Here is a 17,935-nt window from a genome sequence, read left to right as displayed (position 1 = left end):
GCGCGATGCCCGACCGGCGGAACCGCCCGCTCCTCTCCCGCACCCCGATCGAGGCCCGCACCGGCCTCGTCGCGATCATCCTCGTCTCCTCGCTCGCTTTCCTGCTCCTCCAGGCGCGGAAGGACATCCAGAGCAATCTCGCCATCCACGAGGCGCGGCTGGCGCTGCAATTCGCGACCGTCGCCGCACAGCCGGGCATCGCCGAACTGAAGACGGTGATCGACGATCCCGGCCGGGCGCTCGGCGACGCGCCGTCCGGCCTCGCGCCGCTCGCCGGCCAGGCGACGATCGCCATCCCGCTCGCCGGGGCCGGTGTCCGAGAGCCGGCGCTCGCCCTCCTCGGCGTGCACGCGGCGCCGCAGGAGGACACCGGCGGCAAGTTCGTCATCCGCAACGGCCGGCTCTTCGCGGCGATCCGCGACGGCACGGTGGCGGTGATGACCTCGGCACCGGTAACGGCGCTGACGGTCGGACTATGGAGCCGGCTCGCCATCGATATCGGCTGCGTCGTCTTCCTCGGCTCACTGCTCCTCCTCGTGCGCGAAAGCCGGCTGAGCGACTATTCGGTGCGCCGGCTGCTCGATTCCTCGCCGGTGCCGCTGCTCCTGATCGACGACGCGGGACGCGCGGAGTTTGCGAACGCCGCCGCGCACGAGCTCTTCCCCGGCACGCCCGCCGGCTCGGTCGGCGGCCTCAAGAGCGCGCTCGCCCGGCACGGCGCGCTGTTCGACTGGCTGGTCGCCGCCGACGGCGTCGAGGGCGCCGCCGAGACGCGGGAGTTCGCCCTTCTCGATGGCGATGGCACCACCCGCCACGTACTGGTCTCGCGCCAGGCGCTCGTGGTGCGTGCGCGGCGCATGATCATCGCGAGCATCGTCGACATCACCGTGCGGCACGAGGCCGAGATGGCGCTCGTCCGGGCGAAGAACGCCGCCGAGGCGCTCGGCCGGATGAAATCCGAATCGCTCGCGATGATCAGCCACGAGCTGCGCACGCCGGTGAACGGCGTGCTCGGCCTCGCCCAGCTGCTCGCCCGCCAGCCGCTCGCCGAGACGCCGATGCGGATCGTCCGCCGCATGGTCGAGGCGAGCCGCACGCTCGGCGTGATCATCAACGACATCGTCGACCTCGCCCTGCTCGAGATCGGCCATATGCGGCTCGAGCGGCGCAGCTTCGACCCGCGCGAGACGATCACCGCGGCGGTGACGCTCGCGAGCGCCGCCGCGCCGGAAAAGGGTCTCGGCGTGCGCGTCACGATGCTCTCGCCGCTGCCGCCGGAAGTGTTCGGCGATCCCGCCCGACTGCAGCAGATCCTCATCAACCTCGTCGGCAACGGCATCAAATTCACCGAGGCGGGCGGCATCGAGGTGCGCACCGACGTCGCACGGCGCGACGAGGCGACGATCGAACTGGCGATCGAGGTGATCGACAGCGGCATCGGCATCGCCGCCGAGGTGCTGCCGCGGCTGTTTCAGCCCTTCTCGCAGGCCGAGACCGGCCGCAGCCGGCGCTATGGCGGCACCGGCCTCGGCCTCGCCATCAGCAAGGGGCTCGCCGAGGCGATGGGCGGCGGAATCACGGCCGAGAGCGAACTCGGCCGCGGCTCGACCTTCCGCGTCCGGCTGCCCTTCGGCCTCGCCGCGGACGTCGAGGCGGCGCCACGCGGGCCGCTCGCGGGGCGGGTGCTCGTCGTCGACGATGTCGCCCTCAACCGCGACGTGGTGGCCGACCTGCTGCGCGCCGAGGGCTGCACCGTCGAGGCCGTCTCCTCGGCCGAGGAGGCGCTCGCCGCGCTCTCGGCCGGGCGCTACGACCTCGTGCTGATGGACATCCGCATGCCGGAGGTCGACGGCCTCGCCGCCACCCGGGCGATCCGCGCCGATCCCGGCGCCGGCCGCCATCTCGGTCCGGTGATCGGCCTGACGGCCCATCTCGCGGCGACCGACCGGCCGCTCTATCTGCTGCGCGGCCTCGACGCGGTGATCGAGAAACCGGTCGAGGCCGACCGGCTGCGGGCCGCGCTCGCCAGGACGCCGCAACCGCCGCGCGCCGCCGCCGAGCCGGCGCGGCTCGTCCATCTGCGCGAGACCCTCGGCCACGAGCGGACGGACCGTATCCTCGCCGCCTTCGCCGGCGTCGCGGAAGAGGCGGTCGAGGCGATCGCCGAAGGCTGTTCGCGGCTCGATATGGCGGGGCTCGCCGATCACGCCCACCGGCTCGCCGGGGCGGCCCGCAATGTCGGCTTCGACGGGCTCGCCGAAGCCGCCGAGCGGCTCGAGGAGGCGGTCGCGGACGGGCCCGCGGCGGTCGCCGAGGCCGCTCTCCCCCTCGTCGCAGCCCATCACGAAGCGGCCGCCCGCATCGCGGCGCTCCCCCGTGGCGGCGCGGCAGCCGCCGAGCCGGCGCTTCAGGCGGAGAACAGATAGCCGGCGCCGTGCACCGTGGTGATCAGGCTCGGCCGCTCCGGATCGACCTCGAGCTTGCGGCGCAGCCGGCGCACCAGCGTATCGATGGTGCGGTCGAGCGGGTCGAAACGGCGGTGGCTCGAGGCAGCGATCAGCCGTTCGCGCGACATCACCTGGCCGGGATGGCGCACGAAGACGGCGAGCAGATCGAACTCCGCCGTCGTCAGCGGCACCGCGCCGCCCGTCTCGTCGGTGACGAGGCGGCGCCCGAGATCGAGCGTATGGCGGCCGAAGCGCAGCGTCTCGGTCGGGCTCGCCAGCCGGCTGTGGCCGACCCGGCGGAGCAGGTTGCGCACCCGCGGCAGCAGTTCGCGCTCGTCGACCGGCTTGGCGATATAGTCGTCGGCGCCGTATTCGAGGCCGAGGATACGGTCGACCTTGTCGTTGCGTCCGGTGATCAGGATGATGCCGAGTTCGGACCGCGCCCGCAGCGCTCGGGTCAGCGTCAGCCCGTCGACGCCCGGCAGCCGGATGTCGAGCAGGACCAGATCGAGCGGGTCGGGCCGCATCAGCCGGTCGAGCCCGTCCGCATCGGCCGCGCAGCGCACGTCATAGCCCTCCGCCTCCAGGAAGCCGGCGAGCGTCTCGCGGATCGAGGCATCGTCATCGACGACGCCGAGCCGGGCATCGGTCCTGTCCTGTCGCACCATCCGAATCCTCGTTCACAAATTTCTACAAAATTATCCTCCCGGTTCAAAGTCCGGCGCGGACTCGTTCACATCGGCTCGCGAAGCTCCACGGCGTGACAGGCGCCCGCCGGCCAGGGCGCGGCGATGAGCGGAGCCCGACCCCATGCATCTTTCCTGCCGTTTCCGCGCCCTCTCTTCCACCCGTCTCGCCGGCCGGCGGGAGCGCTAGACGGATGGGGTCCTTCTCGCTGCTGCGGCGGGTGGCCGGCGCCATCCCGAGCCTCATCGGGGTGATCATCGTCACCTTCCTCCTGTCGCGCGCCCTGCCCGGCGATCCGGCGGTCTATTTCGCCGGCCCGGCGGCGAATGCGGAATCGGTCCAGCAGGTGCGCGAGAGCCTCGGCCTCGACAAGAGCTGGCCGGAGCAGTTCGTCCGTTATGTCCTCGACCTCGCCCATGGCAGCCTCGGCAATGCGCTGACGACGGGCCAGCCGGTGCTCGACGATCTCGTGCAGCGCCTGCCGGCGTCGATGGAGCTGACGCTCTGCGCGCTGCTCTTCGCGGTCGTGCTCGCGGTGCCCCTCGGCGTGCTCGCCGCGGCGAAGCCCGATTCGCTCGTCGACCATCTCTGCCGCGCGCTCGTCACGGTCGGCGCCGCCTTCCCGACCTTCTTCGTCGCGCTGCTCTTCGTCTATCTCTTCTACTATCTGCTCGGCTGGGTGCCGCAGCCGCTCGGCCGGCTCGACGAAATCTACTATTCGATGCCGCCGACCGTGACGGGCTTCCTGCTCGTCGACACGCTGCTCGCCGGCGATCTCGAGGCCTTCCGCGGCGCGGCGGCGCAGCTCGTCCTGCCCTCGATCTCGCTCGGGCTCTTCGCCCTCGCCCCGATCGCCCGGATGACGCGGGCGGCGATGCTGACCGCGCTCGGCTCGGACTTCGTGCGCACCGCCCGGGCGAACGGCCTGTCGCGCCGCACCGTCCTCTTCACCTACGCCTTCCGCAATGCCCTCCTCGGCATCGTCAACACGATGGGCATGGTGTTCTCCTTCCTGCTCGGCTCGAACGTGCTGATCGAGCAGGTGTTCGGCTGGCCGGGCGTCGGTTCCTATGCGGTCAGCGCGGTGATCGCCTCCGACTATGCCGCCGTGCAGGGCTTCATCCTCCTGATGGCGGTCGCCTATGTGCTGCTCAACCTCGCGGTCGATCTCGTCGCCGGGCTGATCGACCCCCGCGTCCGGTTCGAGGGCTGAGCGATGGCGACGACGCTCCGGCTCCGCGACCTCCGCTACGCCTTCGGCGAAAACCCGCTCACCGCGATCGCGCTCGCGATCTTCGCCCTTCTCGTCGCCTGCGCCATCGTCGGCCCCGCGCTCGTTCCGCACGATCCGCTCGCCACCAATTCCGACAGCCGGCTGATGCCGCCCTCGGCGGAACACTGGTTCGGCACCGACCAGCTCGGCCGCGACATTCTGAGCCGCGTCGTCGTCGCGGCCCGGCTCGATCTCGGCATGGCGGTCTCGGCCGTGCTCCTCTCGCTCGCGATCGGCACGACGCTCGGCGCCATCGCCGGCTATCGCGGCGGCTTCATCGACCATCTGATCGGCCGGGTTTTCGACACGATCATGGCCTTCCCGCTCTTCGTGCTCGCCATGGGCATCGTCGCGGCGCTCGGCAATTCGGTCGCCAACATCGTCATCGCGACGGTGATCATCAACCTGCCCTTCTACGGCCGCTTCGCCCGCGCCGAAGTGAACATCCGGCGCGACATGGCCTATGTCGAGGCGGCCCGGATGGGCGGCAATGGCGCGGCGCGCATCCTCGTGCGCCACATCGTGCCGAACATCCTGCCGCCGATGATGGTGCAGGCCTCGCTCAACATGGGCTGGGCGATCCTCAACGCCGCCGGCCTCTCCTTCATCGGCCTCGGCGTGCGGCCGCCCGCCGCCGAATGGGGCATCATGGTCTCGGAGGGCGCCAGCTTCATCTTCTCCGGCGAGTGGTGGACCTTCGTCTTCCCCGGCGGCGCGCTCGTGCTCGCCGTGTTCTGCTTCAACCTGCTCGGCGACGGCCTGCGCGACATGATCGATCCGCGGAGGCGGACATGAGCGCGCCGCCCCTCCTCGCGGTCGAGGGCATGAGCCTCGACTTCCGCACCCGCGACGGGCGGGTCAAGGCTCTCGACGGCATCTCCTTCGAGGTGCAGCGCGGCGAGATCCTCGGCATCGTCGGCGAGAGCGGCTCGGGCAAGTCGGTGAGCGCCTATGCGATCATGGACCTGCTCGACGACAATGCCGAGCTCGGCGCGGCGCGGCTCGACTTTGCCGGCGCCGACCTCCTCGCCGGCGACCGGTCGGCGCTGCGCGGCATGCGCGGCCGCGAGATCTCGATGATCTTCCAGAGCCCGCGCACCGCGCTCAATCCGATCCGCCCGGTCGGCAAGCAGATCGAAGACGTGCTCGTCCGGCACGGTCCCGTGCCGCGGCGGCAGGCCAAGGAGAAGGCGATCGCGGCGCTGCGCAAGGTCCGCATCCCCGACCCCGAACGGCGCTACGACGCCTATCCCTTCGAGCTGTCCGGCGGCATGTGCCAGCGCGTGATGATCGCCATGGCGCTCGCCTGCGAGCCGATGCTCCTGATCGCCGACGAACCGACCACCGGGCTCGACGTGACGACCCAGGCGGTGATCCTCGATCTGGTGCGCGACCTCGTCGACCATTCCCGCATGGCGGCGATCCTGATCACCCACGATCTCGGCCTCGCCGGGGAATATTGCGACCGCGTCGTCGTCATGCACGCCGGCCACGTCGTCGAGACCGCACCCGTCGCCGATCTGCTCGCCCGGCCGGCCCATCCCTACAGCGCCCGGCTGATCGCCGCGACGCCGTCCTCGGCCTCGTCCGTCGACGGGCTGGCGAGCATTCCGGGCAACCTCCCCAACCTGCTGCGGGACGATCTGCCGCTCTGCCGCTTCCGCGAGCGCTGCGACCGGGCGATCGCCCGCTGCGACAGCGATCCGCTGCCCGCGACCGAGGTCGCACCCGGCCATCTCGTGCGCTGCTGGAGGCCGCTGTGACCGCGCTCGTCGAAGCGAAGGGGCTGAAGCGCTTCTACAAGGTCGGCAGCGGCCGGACGCGCGGCACGCTGCACGCCCTCGATGGGGTCGACCTTTCGATCGGCACCGGCGAGAGCGTCGGCCTCGTCGGCGAATCCGGCTGCGGCAAGTCGACCCTCGCCCGCGTGCTCGCCCGGCTCGTCGAGCCGACCGCCGGCTCGATCCTCTTCAGGGGCGAGGACATCGCGGCGATCCCGCTCCGCCGCTTCGTCGCGAGCCCGGTGCGGCCGCGCATCCAGATGGTGTTCCAGGACCCGACCGAGAGCCTCAACCCGCATCTGACCGTCGGCGAGGCGGTGGCCGACCCGATCCGCCGGCTGACGGGCGTCCGCGACACCGCCGAGATCGACCGCCGGGCGCATGCCGCGCTCGAGCGCGTCGGCCTGCCCGAGGTGCTGATCGGCCGCTATCCGCACCAGCTCTCCGGCGGCCAGAAGGCCCGCGTCGGCATCGCCCGGGCGATCGCGGTCGAGCCGGAACTGCTGATCCTCGACGAGCCGACCTCGGCGCTCGACGTCTCGGTCCAGGCGGTGGTGCTGAAGCTCCTCGCCGACCTGCGCGACCGGCTCGGCATGAGCTACGTCTTCGTCTCGCACGATCTCGACGTGGTGCGGCTGCTCTGCGAGCGGGTGGTGGTGATGTATCTCGGCGAAGTGGTCGAGAGCGCGCCGGCCTCCGCCCTCTTCGAGGCGCCGGCGCACCCCTATACCCGCGCGCTGATCGCCGCGATCCCGGACCCGCAGCGCCGCGGCGCGCGGCCGCCGCGGCTCGACGGCAGCCCGAAGAGCCCGATCGACCCCGATCCGAACGCCTGCCGCTTCTACGGCCGCTGCCCGATCGGCCAGCCCGTCTGCGGCACGACCAAGCCGCCGCTGAAGCCGGTCGGAGCGGGACACAGCGCCGCCTGCCATTTCGCCGGACCGCCGGCCGAGACCCTCGGGAGCCAAGGACAATGACGACATCCGACAACGCCATCGCCCGCATGACCGCCGTCGAGATCGCCGAGAAGGTGCGCTCGAAGGCCCTCTCCGCGCTCGAGGTCGCCGAGGCGGCGCTACGCCGGATGGAGACGCTCGAGCCGCACATCAGCGCCTATTGCGTCCCGACGCCGGAGGTGGCGCGCGCCGCGGCGCGGGCCGTCGACGCCAAGATCGCCGCCGGCGAGGACGCCGGTCCGCTCGGCGGCGTGCCGATCGGCATCAAGGATCTCGTCGCCACCGCCGGCATCGAGACCGCGATGGGCTCCAACCTCTACAAGGGCTGGGTGCCGGAAGAGGACGACATCGTCGTCGAGCGGCTGAAGGCGGCCGGCGCCGTGATCCTCGGCAAGACCACCGTGCCGGAATTCGGCTATTCGGGCGTCGGCCACAACCCGCTCGGCATCACGGCGCGCAATCCGTGGAACCTCGCCATGACGCCGGGCGGTTCGTCGGCCGGTTCCGGCGCCTCGGTCGCCTGCGGCGTGTCGCCCTTCGCGATCGGCTCGGACGGCGGCGGCTCGATCCGCATCCCTTCGGCCCATTCCGGTCTCTACGGCATGAAGGCCTCGATGGGCCGTGTGCCGCTCTATCCGGGCTGCCGCGACGAGCGCTTCCCCGGCGTGTCGAGCTGGGAATCGCTCGAGCACATCGGGCCGATGAGCCGCACCGTCGCCGATTCCGCGCTGATGCTGAGCGTCATCGCCGCCGGTCCCGACATGCGCGACCGCTATTCGCTGCCCGGCCCGGAATTCGACTGGAACGCCGCGGCGAAACCCCGCTCGCTCGCCGGGCTGCGCGTCGCCTATTCGTCCGACTGGGGCTATGCCGCGGTCGATCCGGAAGTGCGCCGCGTGGTCGGCGAGGCGGTGAAGGTCTTCGAGCGCGACCTCGGCTGCATCGTCGAGGAGGCGCATCCCGGCTGGGACAATCCGGGTCCGCATTTCTGGACGCTCGTGATGGGCGAATCGGATCTGACGGGCATGCGCAAGATGATCGAGGGCCGCGAGAGCGAGGTCTCGCCCCACCTCGTCGCCTTGATCCAGCACGACTGGAAGGCGGCCGAGATCACCGATGCGAAGACGGTCCGCAAGGCCGTCGTCAACAAGATGTGGCGCTTCATGCAGCGCTACGACCTTCTGCTCACCCCGACGCTCGCGGTGCCCCCCTTCCCCGTCCACATGCAGGGACCGGAGATGATCGAGGGCCGGATGGGAAGCACCGGCGACTGGCTCGCCTTCACCTTCCCGATGAACATGACCGGCCAGCCGGCCGCCTCGATCCCGGCCGGCTTCACGAAGGACGGCCTGCCGGTCGGCCTGCAGATCACCGGCCGCCATCTCGCCGATCCGCTGGTGCTCGCCGCCTCCGCCGCCTTCGAGGCCGCCAAGCCCTGGGCGCAGGTCTGGCCGCCGCTCGTCGCCGAACTGGGGCTGTGAGCATGGCCTGGTCGCCCGAAACCGGCAGCCTCGACTTCCGTACCCTGCACGACGCCTATCGGGCGGGGACGCTGACGCCGAGCGCCGTGATCGACGCCGTCTATGACCGGATCGCCGTCCGCGGACCCGATCCGGCCTGGACGACGCTCATCCCCCGCGAAGAGGCGCTCGCCCGCGCCGCCGCGCTCGAAGCCTCGGGCGAGGGACCCGACGCGCTGCCGCTGTTCGGCCTGCCTTGCGGCATCAAGGACAATTTCGACATTGCCGGCTACCCGACCAGCGAGGCCTGCCGGGCGAACGAGCGGATCGCCGAGACGACCGATCCGACCGTCGCGCGGCTCGTCGCGGCGGGCGCGATCGTCGTTGGCAAGAACAATATGGACCAGTTCGGCATGGGCCTCGTCGGGGTCCGCACCGATTACGGCATCCCGTCCTGCGTCTTCGATCCGGCCTATATCTCCGGCGGCTCGACCTCGGGCGGCGGCGTCGTGGTCGCGGCCGGCCTCGTCAGCTTCGCGCTCGGCGGCGACGCCGCGGGCTCGGGCCGCGTGCCGGCGGCGCTCAACGCCATCGTCGGCCACAAGCCGACCAACGGGCTGATCCCCTTCGGTATCTCGAAGGCGGGCATGGGCGCCAGCCACACCGTGCTGACGCTCACCGTCGAGGACAATGTCGCCGCGCTCAACACGCTCGTCCGGCACGACCCGGACGATCCGCTGTCGCTGCCGGAGGCGGAGGGCTTCACGCTCACCGTGCCGCCCGCGCCCGAGCGCTTCCGCTTCGCGGTACCGAGCCGCGAGAGCCGGCTGTTCGCCGGCGACGCGGCGGCCGAGGCGCTGTTCGACGCGGCGATCGCCCGGCTCGAGGCGATGGGCGGCACCGCGGTCCCGTTCGACTACGCCCCGCTGCACGCCGCGGCGCGGATGCTCTACGAGGACGCCTTCATCGCCCGGCGCTACGCCAATCTCGAAGAGACGTTCCGCCGCTGCGGCGACCGCTTCCACCCGGCGAGCCGGGAGATCCTCGCCTCCGGCGCCCGCTACAGCGGCGCCGACGTCTTCATCGCCCAGTACAGGCTCGCCGGATACCGCAAATACGCGATGCGGATCTTCGAGGACGCCGACGTCATGGTGACCCCGACGACGCCGACCACCTTCACCATCGCCGCGCTCGAGGAGAAGAACATCGGACGCAACGCGATCATGGGCAGCTACACGAATTTCGTGAACCTGATGGAGTTCTGCGCGCTGTCCGTGCCGAACGGCTTCCGGCCGGACGGCCTCGCCCAAGGCCTGATGCTCATCGGCCCGTCCTTCGCCGACAACCGGCTGCTCGGCCTCGGCGCCGCCTATCACCGCGCGCTCGGCCTGCCGATGGGCGCGACCGGCCATCCCCTGCCCGTTCCTGCCGGCTGAGCCCCCCCCGACCGACTCCACCGATCCTTCCCGCTCCACGCCTTCACGGGCCTCGAAGAGCCCGACCTTCCGCAGACCACGACAGAGATCCAGAGGAGAATTCGAGATGTTCGAAGTCAATCGCAGGCAGGCCTTCGGCCTGTTCGGTGGCGCAGCCGCCCTTTCCATGACCGGCGGCTGGCGCGTCGCCGAGGCCGCGACGCCGAAGGACACGCTGATCCTTCTCAACGAGATGGGTCCCAACTCGCTCGATACCATGCTGCCGGCGGCGAACGACCAGGCCCGCATGGTCGCCTGGAGCGTCTATGACCGGCTCGTCACGCACGGCACCAAGACGATGCCGAACGGCGCGACTGGCTACGACGCGAGCGTGTTCAAGCCGGAACTCGCCGAGAGCTGGGAGGTGCTCGACGGCGGCAAGACGATGATCTTCAAGCTGCGCCAGGACGCCACCTTCCACGACGGCAGCCCGGTCACCGCCGAGGACGTCAAATGGTCGTTCGACCGCGCCATCGCGGCCGGCGGCTTCCCGGCCGTGCAGATGTCGGCGGGCTCGCTCGTCAGCCCCGACCAGTTCACCGCGGTCGACACGCACACCTTCAAGATCACCTTCGAGAAGGCGAACAAGCTCTCGCTGCCCGATCTCGCCGTGCCGGTGCCCTGCATCGTCAACAAGAAGCTGGTGATGCAGCACGTCACCGACGCCGACCCGTGGGGCCTCGAATGGACCCAGCGCAACGACGCCGGCGGCGGCGGCTTCACGGTGCAGAGCTGGAAGCCCGGCGATCAGCTCGTGCTCACCCGTTTCGACGACTGGAAGAGCGGCCCGCTGCCCGAGATTAAGCGCGTCGTGTTCCGCCAGATCGCCTCGCCCGGCACGCGCCGCGCCCTGCTCGAGAAGGGCGACGTCGACCTCTCGGTCGGCCTGCCGCCGAAGGACTATGCCGAGCTCGCCGCGGCCGGCAAGCTGAAGGTGATCGGCACGCCGGTGCAGGGCGACCTCCTGTTCATCGACATGAACGTGCAGATGAAGCCGTTCGACAATCCGAAGGTCCGCGAGGCGATCGCCTATGCGATCCCCTATGAACAGATCATGGAGACCGCCCTCTACCAGCGCGGCCTGCCGATGTTCGGCGCCGATCCGGCGCCCGAGACCTATCCCCCGACCTGGCCGACGCCCTCGCCCTTCAAGACCGATCTCGACAAGGCGAAGGCGCTGCTCGCCGAAGCCGGCCTCGCCGAGGGCTTCGAGACGACGCTCTCCTTCGACCTCAGCCAGGCGACGACGCGCGAGCCGATCGCCCTCCTCGTCCAGGAATCGCTCGGCAAGATCGGCGTCAAGATCACCATCGAGAAGGTCCCCGGCGCCAACTGGTTCGCCAACATGGCGTCGAAGAAGATGCCCTTCGTCATCGCCGAGTTTTATCCCTGGCTCGACTATCCGGAATACCACTTCTTCTGGACCTATCACGGCGGCAACAATTCGGTGTTCAACACCTGCAACTATGTGAACCCGGCGCTCGACGCGCTGATCGAGACGGCGCGGTTCACCACCGACGAGGCGGAATACAAGGCGACGCTGAGCAAGATGGTCGGCACCGTGATGGCCGACGTGCCGCGCATCCCGCTCGCCCAGCTCTTCGGCGACGTGGCGATGCAGCCGAATATCGAGAACTACGTCTACTGGTTCCACCAGCACATCGACTACCGGACCATCAAGAAGGCCTGAGGAGGGGCAGAGGATGCGTGACGCCTACGGAGCCTTCGTTCCCCATGTCGACTGCGTCGTGCAGGGATCCGGCCGTGGCCCGCTCGCGGGTCTGACCTTCGCGGCCAAGGACCTGTTCGACGTCGCCGGCCATGTGACGGGGAGCGGCAATCCGGACTGGGAGCGCACGCATCCTCCCGCCCGCCGGCACGCCGTCGCGGTGGCCGCCCTGCTCGACGCCGGCGCGACGCTCGCCGGCAAGACGATCACCGACGAGATCTCGCTCGGCCTCGTCGGCCGCAACCAGTTCCACGGCACGCCGATCAACGCGAAAGCGCCGGATCGCGTGCCGGGGGGCTCGTCCTCCGGCTCGGCTGCGGCGGTCGCCGCCGGCCTCGTCGACACCGCGCTCGGCACCGATTCCGGCGGCTCGGTGCGCACGCCGGCCGCCTTCTGCGGCCTCTACGGGCTGCGGCCTACGCATGGCCGCATCTCCGTCGAGGGGATGGCGACGCAATCGCCGAGCTTCGACACCTGCGGCTGGTTCGCCGCCGATGCCGAGACCTTCGTGCGGGTGGGCGAGGTGCTGCTCGCCGCGCCCGCCGTCGAGGACGGGCCGCGACGGATGATCGTCGCGACGGACTGTTTCGCGCTCGCCGAACCGGACGTGGCGGCGGCGCTCGCACCGGTCGTCGCCCGCATCGCCGGCGGCTTCGACACGGTCGTCGAGGCGCCGCTCGCCGAAGGTGACATTCTCGACTGGTCGCGCAACCAGTCGCTCCTGCAGCGGGGCGAGTTCTCGCGCACCTTCGCGCCCTGGGTCGAGCGGGTCGTGCCGCGCTTTTCGATCGAGGTCGGCACGACGCTCGCGCTCGCCGCACTGCTCACAGAGGCCGACCTCGCCGGGCCGAAGGCCTTCCGCGAGACGGCGCGCCGGCGGATGGCCGATCTCCTCGCCGACGACACGGTGCTCTGCCTGCCGACGACGCCGATCCTGCCGCCGCGGCGGGACGAGCCCTTCTCGGCGCTGATGCGCTCGGTCGGCCGGATCATCGAACTGACGGCGATCGCCGGTCTGACCGGCCACCCGCAGGTCAACCTGCCCTTCGCCGTGCATGGCGGAATCCCGGTCGGCCTGTCGCTGATCGGGCCGAAGGGATCGGACGAGCGCCTCATCGCGCTCGCCCGCCGGCTCGCCGCCCTCTGACCGCGGTCAGCGGAAGCGGAGGTTCTTGCGCGTCAGATCGGCGACCGAGCTCGCGCCCATCAGGCGCATGTCGCGCTCGATCTCGGTCCGCATCAGGCCGAGCGCCCGCTCGACGCCGGCCCGGCCCGCGGCGGCGAGCGGGAAGAGATAATAGCGGCCGAGGCCGACCGCCTTCGCCCCGAGCGACAGCGCCTTGAGGACATGGCTGCCGCGCTGCACGCCGCCATCCATCATCACATCGATGCGGTCGCCGACCGCGTCGACCACTTCGGCGAGCTGGTCGAAGCCGGAGCGCGAGCCGTCGAGCTGGCGGCCGCCATGGTTCGACAGCACGATGCCGTTGCAGCCGATCTCGGCCGCCCGGCGGGCATCGTCGACCGACATCACGCCCTTCAGGCAGAACGGCCCGCCCCACTGGTCGACCATTTCGGCGACATCGTCCCAGGCCATCGCCGGATCGAGCATCTCGGTGAAATAGCGGCTGATCGACATCACGCCCGAGCCCATGTGGACATGGGTGTCGAGCTGCGGCAGACGGAAGCGCTCATGCGTGAAATAGTTGATCGCCCAGGCGGGCTTCACCGCGAACTGGGTGATGCCGGCGAGATTGAGCCGGAAGGGAATGGCGAAGCCGGTGCGCTTGTCGCGCTCGCGATTGCCGCCGGTGATGCTGTCGACGGTGAGCATCATCACCTCGACGCCCGCCTCCTTGGCGCGCGCCATCATCTCGCGGTTGAGGCCGCGATCCTTGTGGAAATAGAACTGGTAGACCTGCGGCCCGGAGCTGATGCGGCGCGCCTCCTCGAGGCTCACCGTGCCGAGCGAGGAGACGCCGAACATCGTGCCGAACTTGTGCGCCGCGGCGGCCACCGCGCGCTCGCCCTCGTGGTGGAAGAGCCGCTGCAGCGCGGTCGGGGAGCAATAGACGGGCATGGCGAGGCGCTGGCCCATCACGGTGACCGACATGTCGACATGGCCGACGCCGCGCAGCACGTTCGGCACGAGGTCGCAGTCGTCGAAGGCGGCGGTGTTGCGCCGGAGCGTCACCTCGTCCTCGGCCGCGCCGTCGATATAGTTGAAGATCGGCCCCGGCAGGCGCTGCTGCGCCATGCGGCGGAAGTCGTGGAAATTGTGACAGTCCTGAAGACGCATGGCCGTTCCCTCGCCGATCCGGCGAGGGCGTAGCACATCCGCGGGACCGCTTCCTACCCGTGCCGCGCCGGCCGCTGCGCCGCCCGAGGCGACGGAGCGGCCCGGCGGGAGATCAGCCGGGGAAGAGCGTGATGCCGCCGTCGACCCGGATCACCTGGCCGTTGATGAACTTCGCCCGCGGCCCGGCGAGGAAGGCGACCGCGTCGGCGATCTCGTCGGGCTCGGCATAGCGGTTGAGCGATCGGATCGAGGAATCCATCCGGTTCGGATCGACGACGCGGGTCGCCTGGAAGCGGGCCGATTTGGTCGGGCCGGGGCTCACCGCATTGATGCGGACGCCCTGGTCGATCAGCTCCTTGGCGAGGCAGCGCGTATAATGGACGACCGCCGCCTTGAGCGTCGAATAGACGACCTCGGGCGAGCAGCCCATATGCGCGGCGGCGGACGCGATGTTGATCACCGAGCCCGTGCCCGCCTTCACCATCGGCGGCACGAAGGCCTGGCAGACCAGCATGGTGCCGATCAGATTGTTCTCGGTCAGCACCTTGATGTCTTCGAAGGCGATATCGAGCGCATTGTTGGGGTTCGGCTTGGTCCCCGCCGCGCCGATGTCGCCGCCGGCGCAATTGACGAGGATGTGCACCTCGCCGAGCGCCGCCTCGATCTCGGCCTTCATCTTCGCGACCGCGTCCTTGTCGCCGATATTGCCGGTGACGGCCGTGACGCGGCCGCCATGCCGGCCGATCTGCGCCGCCACCTCACCGAGGTCCTTGAACTCGCCGTATTTCGCCGGCTGGTTCCAGTCCATGTCGTGGATGGCGACATCGGCGCCGAGCTCGGCGAGCCGCTCGGCCATCACCCGGCCGAGTCCGCGGCCCGAGCCCGTCACGAAGGCCGTCTTGCCGCTCAATTCCCTGGTCATCGATCGCTCCCGTCGCTCAACGCATGATTCCGAGCGCCCGCATGGTCGCGGCGCTGCGCCGGATCATGTCGAGCTCATAGGCTTCGAGGGCGCCGTCCTCGCCGCGTTCCCAGGGGGTGCGGGGATCGGCGTCCTCGGGCAGCCGGTTGACCTGCGCCGCCCTGAGGCAGGCGGCGAGCTCGCGCGCCGTCTTCGGCGCATAGCCGTTCCACCAGTCCGGCGTGAAGAGGCGGACATGGCGCGCCTCGAGCGCACCCGGCTCGAGCACCGCGGTCAGGCTGTCGTGATGTTCCGCGAGCAGCGCGATCATTGCGGGATAGGGCACGGCACCGTCGCCGATCGCGCAGCGCACCAGCCGGTAGCCCTCTTCGGTGAACTGGACGCGGTAGTCCTTGAGGTGCACATGGCGCACGAAGGGCGCGATGCGGCGGGTGAAATCGAGCGGCGCCTCGGCGACCGGGAAGGTGTTGCCCGTGTCGAAGGTGATGCCGACGCCGGATCCCGCCTCCTCGCAGAAGGCGACGAGCTCCGCGCTCGTGAAATCCTGATGGTTCTCGATCGCCAGCACCGTGCCGGCATCGGCGGCGCGCGGTCCCCATTCGGCGAGTGCGGCACGGATCGAGGCGACGAGCGCATGCCATTTCTCGCCGAAGGCATTGCGGTCGCCGCACAGCACCGGCGAGAGGCCGAGCCGGATCGTCGTCGCCCCAAGCGCTGCGGCCGAGCGAAAGGCGCTCTCCATCGGACCCATCATATTGAGGCCGGCGCTCACCACCGGCGTCATGCCGAGATCACCGAGCCGCGCCTTGAGCCCGGCGAGCTCCGCGTCGCTCATCGCCTGCAGCCACGGATCGTAGATCTCGAGCGTCTCGGCGCGGAGCTCGGTCGCGATCGCGATGAAGCCCTCGAGCCCGGTGGCGGCTGCGTTGGCGCGCGGTGTGCCGCGGCCCTGCAGGCCGAGATGATAGGTCAGTCCATAAGGGTTCAGTCCGACGCGGAGCATGGCGGGTCCTTCAGCGCAGGCCGGCATCGACCGTGATGGTCTGCTTGGTGATCATCCGGCTGTCGTCGGCGGCGAGGAACAGCACGGTGCGGGCGATCTCCTCGCCGAGCAGAACCCGCTTCAGGATCTGCCGGCCGACGATCGCCTCGACCGATTGCTCGGTCGGATACCAGAGTGCCCGCTGCCGATCGGTCATCACGGCGCCGGGCTCGATGGCGTTGACGCGGATGTTGTCGTCGCCGAAGGCGCGGGCGAGCGCGCGGGTGAGCCCGTTCACCGCCGATTTCGCCGTCGCATAGACGGCCATGTCGCCGGCACCGTGCCGCCAGGCGATCGAGGAGAAGTTGACGATCGAGCCGTGGCCGAGCGCCCGCATGTGCGGACGCACCGCCTGGGCGGCGAAGAATTGCGGCTTCAGATTGATGCCCTGCGACCAGTCCCAGTATTCGGGCGTGACGTCGTCGACCTTGTGGCGGTCGTCGTTCGCGGCATTGTTGACGAGGACGGCGACCGGCCCCAGCCGGTCCCGCACCGTCTCGATCGCGGCCCGGAGCGCGTCGATGTCGGAGAGGTCGCACGGCAGGAAGAGCGGCGCATGGGCCGCACCGCCGAGCGCCGCGGCGAGCGCCCCGCCCGCCTCCGCCTGGATGTCGAGAAAGGCGACGCGGGCATCATTGGCGGCGAAGGCGCGCACCACATCGGCGCCGATGCCCGAGGCGCCGCCCGTGACGAGCACGACGCGCCCGGCAAGGCTCGGATATTTGGCGAAGGTCACGGGAAGCCTTTCAGATCAGGCGCTGCGTCTCGGGATCGAAGAGGCAGGCGCGGGTCATGTCGACGCCGAGGCGGATCCTCTCGCCCATCCTCGGCGCACTGTCCGGCTCGAAGCGGCCGACCACTTCGAGCGCACCGAAGCGCAGCACCGCGATCGTCTCCGCGCCGGTCGGCTCGACCACCTCGACCGGCGCCGACAGGGTCGCGATGCCCGGCTTGCGGGCATGGATCTCGGCATCGTAGCGCGACAGATGTTCGGGCCGCACGCCGAGCACCACGGCGCGGCCGATCCGCTCCGCCGCCACATCGGTCGCGAGCGGCAGCACGGCGCTGCCCCCATCGGCGAGCGGGAAGGTGACGGCGACGCGGTCGTCGGCCCGTGTCAGCTGCGCCGGAATGAAATTCATCGAGGGCGAGCCCATGAAGCCGGCGACGAACATGTTGGTCGGCCGGTTATAGGTGACGTGCGGCTCGGCGAATTGCTGCAATTCGCCGCGATGCATGACGGCGATGCGCGAGGCGAGCGTCATCGCCTCGACCTGATCGTGGGTGACGTAGATCGTCGTCTTGCCGACACGGTGGTGCAGCTTCTTGATCTCGGTGCGCATCTCGACGCGCAGCTTGGCGTCGAGGTTCGACAGCGGCTCGTCGAAGAGAAAGAGCTTCGGATCGCGCACGAGCGCGCGGCCCATCGCGACGCGCTGGCGCTGGCCGCCGGAGAGCTGGCCGGGCTTGCGGCCGAGCAGCGCCTCGATCTGCAGGAGCGCCGCGACCCGCTTCACCGCGGCGTCGCGCTCGGCCTTCGGCACGCCGCGCGATTCCATGCCGAAGGTGATGTTCTCGCGCGCCGTCATGGTCGGATAGAGCGCGTAGGACTGGAACACCATCGCGATGTCGCGGTCCTTGGGCGGCACGGAATTGACGAGCCGCCCGCCGATCCGGATCTCGCCGCTCGTCACCGTCTCGAGCCCGGCGATCATCGACAGAAGAGTCGACTTGCCGCAGCCCGACGGGCCGACGAGGGCGATGAACTCGCCCTCCTGCGCCTCGAGGTCGACGCCCTTCAGGACTTCGTGCGCGCCGTAATTCTTGCGCAGGCTGCGGATCACCAGTGAAGACATGGGACTTC

The 17,935-nt window shown here is 70.2% G+C and carries 15 protein-coding genes; 9 read left to right on the top strand and 6 right to left on the bottom strand.

The genetic code is table 11. The annotated features are described in order from the left end of the window. Positions 1 to 5: 5 nt before the first annotated feature. A complete protein-coding gene (locus GGQ63_RS09660; protein WP_183855110.1) occupies positions 6 to 2,426 on the top strand; it encodes a hybrid sensor histidine kinase/response regulator in 2,421 nt (806 codons plus the stop codon). On the opposite strand, the gene GGQ63_RS09655 is transcribed toward GGQ63_RS09660, so the two are convergent. Continuing rightward, a complete protein-coding gene (locus GGQ63_RS09655) occupies positions 2,408 to 3,115 on the bottom strand; it encodes a response regulator (protein ID WP_183855108.1) in 708 nt (235 codons plus the stop codon). The two genes, GGQ63_RS09660 and GGQ63_RS09655, sit on opposite strands and share 19 nt — an antisense overlap. 212 nt (positions 3,116 to 3,327) lie before the next feature. On the opposite strand from GGQ63_RS09655, the gene GGQ63_RS09650 reads away from it, so the two are divergent. The 8 genes from GGQ63_RS09650 (at position 3,328) to GGQ63_RS09615 (ending at position 12,955) form a co-directional block, all read left to right on the top strand. After that, positions 3,328 to 4,347 (top strand): ABC transporter permease, encoded by a 1,020-nt coding sequence (locus GGQ63_RS09650; protein WP_183855106.1) that lies wholly within the window; start codon positions 3,328 to 3,330, stop codon positions 4,345 to 4,347. A gap of 3 nt (positions 4,348 to 4,350) precedes the next feature. Further along, the gene (locus GGQ63_RS09645) at positions 4,351 to 5,202 is read left to right on the top strand and encodes an ABC transporter permease (RefSeq protein ID WP_183855104.1); all 852 of its coding nucleotides are present in this window, start codon (positions 4,351 to 4,353) and stop codon (positions 5,200 to 5,202) included. Next, positions 5,199 to 6,170, top strand: a complete 972-nt coding sequence (locus tag GGQ63_RS09640) for an ABC transporter ATP-binding protein (protein ID WP_183855102.1) — start codon at positions 5,199 to 5,201, stop codon at positions 6,168 to 6,170. Before GGQ63_RS09645 ends, GGQ63_RS09640 begins: the two co-directional genes overlap by 4 nt. Beyond that, complete coding sequence (locus tag GGQ63_RS09635) at positions 6,167 to 7,165, top strand: oligopeptide/dipeptide ABC transporter ATP-binding protein (RefSeq protein WP_183855100.1); 999 nt, start codon at positions 6,167 to 6,169, stop codon at positions 7,163 to 7,165. Before GGQ63_RS09640 ends, GGQ63_RS09635 begins: the two co-directional genes overlap by 4 nt. Then, on the top strand, positions 7,162 to 8,625 hold the full coding sequence (locus tag GGQ63_RS09630; RefSeq protein WP_210308440.1) for an amidase: 1,464 nt from the start codon (positions 7,162 to 7,164) through the stop codon (positions 8,623 to 8,625). The genes GGQ63_RS09635 and GGQ63_RS09630 overlap by 4 nt, the downstream gene beginning before the upstream one ends. 2 nt (positions 8,626 to 8,627) lie before the next feature. Further along, positions 8,628 to 10,040, top strand: coding sequence for an amidase family protein (locus GGQ63_RS09625; RefSeq protein WP_183855098.1), 1,413 nt, complete (start codon positions 8,628 to 8,630; stop codon positions 10,038 to 10,040). Positions 10,041 to 10,146: 106 nt separating this feature from the next. Then, on the top strand, positions 10,147 to 11,769 hold the full coding sequence (locus GGQ63_RS09620; protein ID WP_183855096.1) for an ABC transporter substrate-binding protein: 1,623 nt from the start codon (positions 10,147 to 10,149) through the stop codon (positions 11,767 to 11,769). Positions 11,770 to 11,782: 13 nt separating this feature from the next. After that, the gene (locus GGQ63_RS09615) at positions 11,783 to 12,955 is read left to right on the top strand and encodes an amidase (protein WP_183855094.1); all 1,173 of its coding nucleotides are present in this window, start codon (positions 11,783 to 11,785) and stop codon (positions 12,953 to 12,955) included. Between the two features lie 6 nt (positions 12,956 to 12,961). Here GGQ63_RS09615 and GGQ63_RS09610 read toward each other — a convergent pair whose 3' ends face one another. The 5 genes from GGQ63_RS09610 to GGQ63_RS09590 all read right to left on the bottom strand — a co-directional run bounded on the left by GGQ63_RS09610 (position 12,962) and on the right by GGQ63_RS09590 (position 17,927). After that, on the bottom strand, positions 12,962 to 14,107 hold the full coding sequence (locus tag GGQ63_RS09610) for an alpha-hydroxy acid oxidase (protein ID WP_183855091.1): 1,146 nt from the start codon (positions 14,105 to 14,107) through the stop codon (positions 12,962 to 12,964). Positions 14,108 to 14,219: 112 nt separating this feature from the next. Beyond that, positions 14,220 to 15,029, bottom strand: a complete 810-nt coding sequence (locus GGQ63_RS09605; protein WP_183855089.1) for an SDR family NAD(P)-dependent oxidoreductase — start codon at positions 15,027 to 15,029, stop codon at positions 14,220 to 14,222. Positions 15,030 to 15,045: 16 nt separating this feature from the next. Continuing rightward, complete coding sequence (locus GGQ63_RS09600) at positions 15,046 to 16,032, bottom strand: sugar phosphate isomerase/epimerase family protein (protein WP_183855087.1); 987 nt, start codon at positions 16,030 to 16,032, stop codon at positions 15,046 to 15,048. Positions 16,033 to 16,042: 10 nt separating this feature from the next. After that, positions 16,043 to 16,807 carry an SDR family oxidoreductase gene (locus tag GGQ63_RS09595; RefSeq protein ID WP_183855085.1) on the bottom strand — a complete coding sequence of 255 codons (765 nt, stop codon included), beginning with the start codon at positions 16,805 to 16,807 and terminating at the stop codon, positions 16,043 to 16,045. 10 nt (positions 16,808 to 16,817) lie between these two features. After that, positions 16,818 to 17,927: an ABC transporter ATP-binding protein gene (locus GGQ63_RS09590; protein WP_183855083.1), complete on the bottom strand. Its 1,110-nt coding sequence runs from the start codon at positions 17,925 to 17,927 to the stop codon at positions 16,818 to 16,820. Positions 17,928 to 17,935 lie beyond the last annotated feature (8 nt).

The organism is Prosthecomicrobium pneumaticum (assembly GCF_014199915.1).
GTDB lineage: Bacteria > Pseudomonadota > Alphaproteobacteria > Rhizobiales > Kaistiaceae > Prosthecomicrobium > Prosthecomicrobium pneumaticum.
The sequence above is the reverse complement of the archived record's forward strand: the minus strand, read 5'-3'. Positions and strand labels throughout refer to the sequence as shown.